Origin of the sequence: Pedobacter agri PB92 (assembly GCF_000258495.1) — a bacterium.
Taxonomy (GTDB): domain Bacteria; phylum Bacteroidota; class Bacteroidia; order Sphingobacteriales; family Sphingobacteriaceae; genus Pedobacter; species Pedobacter agri.
In genome coordinates, this window is sequence record NZ_AJLG01000281.1 from 1 (window position 1) to 4076 (window position 4076).

Annotated in this window: 7 protein-coding genes; 3 read left to right on the top strand and 4 right to left on the bottom strand. The window is 35.0% G+C overall.

The window, feature by feature from the left end; all coding sequences use genetic code 11:
* Nucleotides 1–7: 7 nt before the first annotated feature.
* The 4 genes from ON09_RS22990 to trpS form a co-directional block, all read right to left on the bottom strand.
* Nucleotides 8–307, bottom strand: a complete 300-nt coding sequence (locus ON09_RS22990; protein WP_010603422.1) for a cytidylyltransferase domain-containing protein — start codon at nt 305–307, stop codon at nt 8–10.
* 5 nt (nt 308–312) lie between these two features.
* A complete protein-coding gene (locus tag ON09_RS26940) occupies nt 313–507 on the bottom strand; it encodes a DUF5808 domain-containing protein (RefSeq protein ID WP_010603423.1) in 195 nt (64 codons plus the stop codon).
* Nucleotides 508–624: 117 nt separating this feature from the next.
* Nucleotides 625–1239 (bottom strand): deoxynucleoside kinase, encoded by a 615-nt coding sequence (locus tag ON09_RS23000; RefSeq protein WP_010603424.1) that lies wholly within the window; start codon nt 1237–1239, stop codon nt 625–627.
* A gap of 85 nt (nt 1240–1324) precedes the next feature.
* The gene (trpS, locus tag ON09_RS23005; RefSeq protein ID WP_010603425.1) at nt 1325–2326 is read right to left on the bottom strand and encodes a tryptophan--tRNA ligase; all 1002 of its coding nucleotides are present in this window, start codon (nt 2324–2326) and stop codon (nt 1325–1327) included.
* Nucleotides 2327–2545: 219 nt separating this feature from the next.
* On the opposite strand from trpS, the gene ON09_RS23010 reads away from it, so the two are divergent.
* The 3 genes from ON09_RS23010 to ON09_RS23020 all read left to right on the top strand — a co-directional run.
* Entirely contained in the window at nt 2546–3271 is a 726-nt protein-coding gene (locus ON09_RS23010; RefSeq protein WP_010603426.1) for a lysophospholipid acyltransferase family protein, read from the top strand.
* A gap of 1 nt (nt 3272) precedes the next feature.
* Nucleotides 3273–3563: an Asp-tRNA(Asn)/Glu-tRNA(Gln) amidotransferase subunit GatC gene (gatC, locus tag ON09_RS23015; protein WP_010603427.1), complete on the top strand. Its 291-nt coding sequence runs from the start codon at nt 3273–3275 to the stop codon at nt 3561–3563.
* Between the two features lie 55 nt (nt 3564–3618).
* A partial coding sequence (locus ON09_RS23020; RefSeq protein WP_010603428.1) for an ABC transporter ATP-binding protein occupies nt 3619–4076 on the top strand: 458 nt, incomplete at its 3' end.

Below are 4076 nucleotides of genomic sequence, written 5' to 3' on the forward strand. Positions count from 1 at the left end.
TCGAATATTAATTACGAATTTCATAATCCGGAAGTTTTTCAATCACTTCTGCACAACGATCTGTTCCGCTTTGATGCTGTGAACCTGTAAAAACGAATTCCCCTCCAAATCTTTTTACCTCATCTGCAATGCGCTCATCATCAGTTGCAACAACCACTTTTGATAAACTTTTAGCCTTCGATGCTTGCTCGTAAACGCGTTGAATCATCGTTTTGCCCGCAATATCAACCAATGGTTTTCCAGGGAAACGGGTAGAAGCGTAACGGGCAGGTATGATCCCAATGGCTAAGTTTGAGTTATTTATCATTTTATTTAATTGCTCAAAATAAAGGCTAACAAGAAAATTAAGCCCATAACAAGATAAGATAATGGGTTTGCGAAATTTAATGTCCAGCCTAAAATTTTAATACGTTTTGGTACAAATAAACGACTGTCTTTTTTATTGAAATAGAAAAGACCTAGCTTCCAGTTTGAGTATTTTCCATGATCAAAATCGTGTTTCATCATAGTCAAAATATAACAAAAACGTTAAGAAAAACCAAATTCAAGATTCATAAATTTGGTTTTTCTTTCTTGATTAGAAATGAAAAATATTCAAAATAGATCTATCGACAATTATATAAATTAAAATAATCCGTTTATTTCAGCTTCTATTGCTTGAATAACTGTACCTAAATCTTCAGGATTATTCGTAAAATCCAACTTATCTTTATCCAGAATTAAGAGTTTGCCTAAATTATAACCCTTTATCCAGGCTTCGTACTTTTCATTAAGTTTCGAAAGATAGTCAATTCGTATTCCGGCTTCATATTCACGTCCGCGGCGTTGAATGTTATTTACTAACGTGGGAACGGATGCTCGTAAATAGACCAGTAAATCCGGCGGTTTAATAAACGAGGTAATATTGTCGAAAATAGCACGATAGTTATCATGATCGCGGGTCGTCATTAAAGCCATGTCATGCAAATTTTCTGCAAAAATATGCGCATCCTCATAAATGGTTCTATCCTGAATAACGTTTCTTTTATTTACCTCTATGTCTGTAATCTGCTGAAATCGGCTATTAAGAAAGTAAATTTGAAGATTAAAACTCCAGCGTTTCATATCACTGTAAAAATCTTCAAGATATGGGTTATTGTCAACAGCTTCGTATAAAGCTTCCCATCCATAATTTTTTGCCAGTAAACCAGTTAAAGTTGTTTTGCCAGCGCCTATGTTTCCTACGATTGCTATGTGCATATATTTTAGATATGAGATATGAGACATTTGATCGGAGACTGAGGAATTATCTGAAATCTCATATCTCCATTCTCAAATCTATTTATTAATTAAAAACTTTAAAACCGATTAAATTACGAACCTCCTTGATGGTTTTCTGTGCACTTTCACGAGCTTTTAGTGCCCCATGTTTTGCCACCTGACGCAAATACAAATCATCTTTCGATAGCTCCTCTATTCGCTCTCTAATTGGCGAATTGAAGATGATCATATCTTCCGCAAGTTGTTTTTTCATGTCGCCGTAACGGATTTGCATTTTATTGTAAAGGCCATCGAAATGCGCTACAGTATCAGGTGTAGAAACAATTTTCATTAAATCGAAAAGATTTTGAATGGCTTCTGGTTTTTCCTGGTTTTCTTCCGTTGGACCGCTATCGCTAACGGCTCTGGCCACTTTTTTACGAATAATTTCCGGACTGTCAGATAAATAAATACAGTTTCCATCACCATCCGATTTACTCATTTTTCCTTTTCCTTCTAAGCCTGGCACTTTCACTAAATTTTCAGCGTAGTTAAAAGCAAAAGATTCTGGGAAAAAATCAGCATTGTACATTCTGTTAAAACGATTTCCGAAATTACGGGTCATTTCTAAATGCTGTTCCTGGTCTTTACCAACAGGTACCTTGGTTGCTCTGTGAATTAAAATATCAGCAGCCATTAGAGTAGGATAGGTGAGTAAACCTGCATTTACGTTATCAGGGTTAGCTCTTATTTTTTCTTTAAAAGATGCACTGCGTTCAAGCTCACCTAAATAAGCATTCATATTTAAGTACAGATAAAGTTCTGAAACTTCAGGTACGTCAGACTGAACATATATAGTTGTTTCTTCTGGATTGATTCCACAAGCCAAATATTCAACCAAAACATGACGAACATAACCATGTAAATCGCCAGGGGTAGGGTGTGTTGTTAATGAATGGAGATCGGCAATAAAAAAATAGCAGTTATAATCATACTGCATCTTCACAAAATTGGTTACTGCACCAAAATAATTTCCTAAATGTAGCTTTCCTGTTGGCCTGATGCCACTCACCACGGTTTCTTTCATAATGGCACGAAATTAAAAATAAATTACATGCAAAGCGCAAACCGATTTAATTTAATCATAAGTTTTTAAAAACACCAGTTGAAATTTCAGGTTTAAACCGTTTTTAACCCGGCAAATTGACTTCGAAAGAAATAGGTTTGAAATGAAAAAACACCTTCACATGCTTAACTTACTTATTCAGATAAAATTTATCGAAGTATTTTATATTTTTGATTATCTATGATTCACTTTCTAAGGCAGGTACACCGGGTATGGTTTTTATTCTGGATACTTTTTTTCTTCATTTTGTTTTATCCGCTGTATTACCTCACCTCACGTGATCCGAAATATTACGAAATTTTGAATCTCTGTAGAAAAGCAAACAGCTTTTTAAGTAGTTTTCTATCAGGTATTTGGTATCGTTTTAAATATGAACAAAGGTTAGATTATAACCAGACTTATATCTATTGCGCCAACCATACTTCCAATTTAGATATTATGGTTTTTTGCATCATGTGCCATGGTAAATTTCACTTTATGGGTAAAGATGAGTTGTTAAACAATGCTGTTCTGGGTATTTTCTTCAAGACGATTGATATATCGGTGAATCGTGATAGTAAAATTTCAGCTTTTAAAGCCTTCAAAAAAGCAGGTGAAAATCTTGAAAAAGGAATGAGTTTAATTATTTTCCCTGAAGGAAAGATTGATGATCATTATCCGCCAAAACTCGGAGAATTTAAAAACGGGCCATTCCGGTTGGCAATAGATAAAAATGTACCATTAGTACCCGTAAGTATTACAAACGTTTGGAAAATAAACTGGGATGATGGTTCAAAATATGGAAGTAAGCCCGGAATTTGCGATATTTACGTCCACAAACCCATCAGTACCGCTGATTTAGCCGATGTTGATTCAGACTTATTGAAAGATAGGGTTTTTCAGCTTATTGATAGTAAATTAGTATAATATGAATTTAGACGAGAAAACCATTTATAAAATCGCCGATTTGGCCAGAATTCATGTTGATGAAAAAGAGGTGGCTACATTAATCCCCGAGATGAATAAAATCCTTTCATTTATGGAAAAATTAAATGAATTGGATACATCAGATGTTAAGCCGTTGGTTTATATGAATGAAGCTACAAATGTTTGGCGAGAAGATGTGGTAAAACAAGAAATATCAACTGCTGACGGTTTGAAAAATGCTGCAAAACACAGCGACCAATTTTTTATGGTACCTAAAATTATTGAAAAGTAATTTTCTTCGTGCTTGTAACATCTTACCCTTTACGCTTGTCTAAAAAAGAAAAAACATGGAGAAACCACTTATTACCATCAAAGAAATTGGCCGTAAATACGTAATCGGATCGGAAGTTATCCATGCTTTAAAATCAGTTTCTTTAGATATCAACAAAGGGGAATTTGTAGCTTTAATGGGGCCATCAGGGTCAGGTAAATCTACTTTAATGAATATTTTAGGCTGTTTAGATACGCCGTCGAGCGGCACCTATATCTTAAACGGAACTAACGTTAGTCAAATGAGCGACGATGCTTTGGCTGAAGTTCGTAATAAAGAAATTGGCTTCGTTTTTCAAACGTTTAACCTTCTGCCTCGTTCAACTGCATTAGATAATGTGGCTCTGCCTTTAATCTACGCTGGTAACAGTAAAAAAGATCGTGAAGCCAGAGCGGCAAAAGCATTGGAAAATGTAAATTTAGGTAATCGTATGGATCACAAACCTAACGAATTATCAGGCGGTCAGCGACAACG

Bases quoted from the DNA above. Each gene is read 5' to 3' on its own strand.
- ON09_RS22990 (WP_010603422.1), bottom strand. From the start codon at position 307: ATGATAAATAACTCAAACTTAGCCATTGGGATCATACCTGCCCGTTAC.
- ON09_RS26940 (WP_010603423.1), bottom strand. From the start codon at position 507: ATGATGAAACACGATTTTGATCATGGAAAATACTCAAACTGGAAGCTA.
- ON09_RS23000 (WP_010603424.1), bottom strand. From the start codon at position 1,239: ATGCACATAGCAATCGTAGGAAACATAGGCGCTGGCAAAACAACTTTA.
- trpS (WP_010603425.1), bottom strand. From the start codon at position 2,326: ATGAAAGAAACCGTGGTGAGTGGCATCAGGCCAACAGGAAAGCTACAT.
- ON09_RS23010 (WP_010603426.1), top strand. From the start codon at position 2,546: ATGATTCACTTTCTAAGGCAGGTACACCGGGTATGGTTTTTATTCTGG.
- gatC (WP_010603427.1), top strand. From the start codon at position 3,273: ATGAATTTAGACGAGAAAACCATTTATAAAATCGCCGATTTGGCCAGA.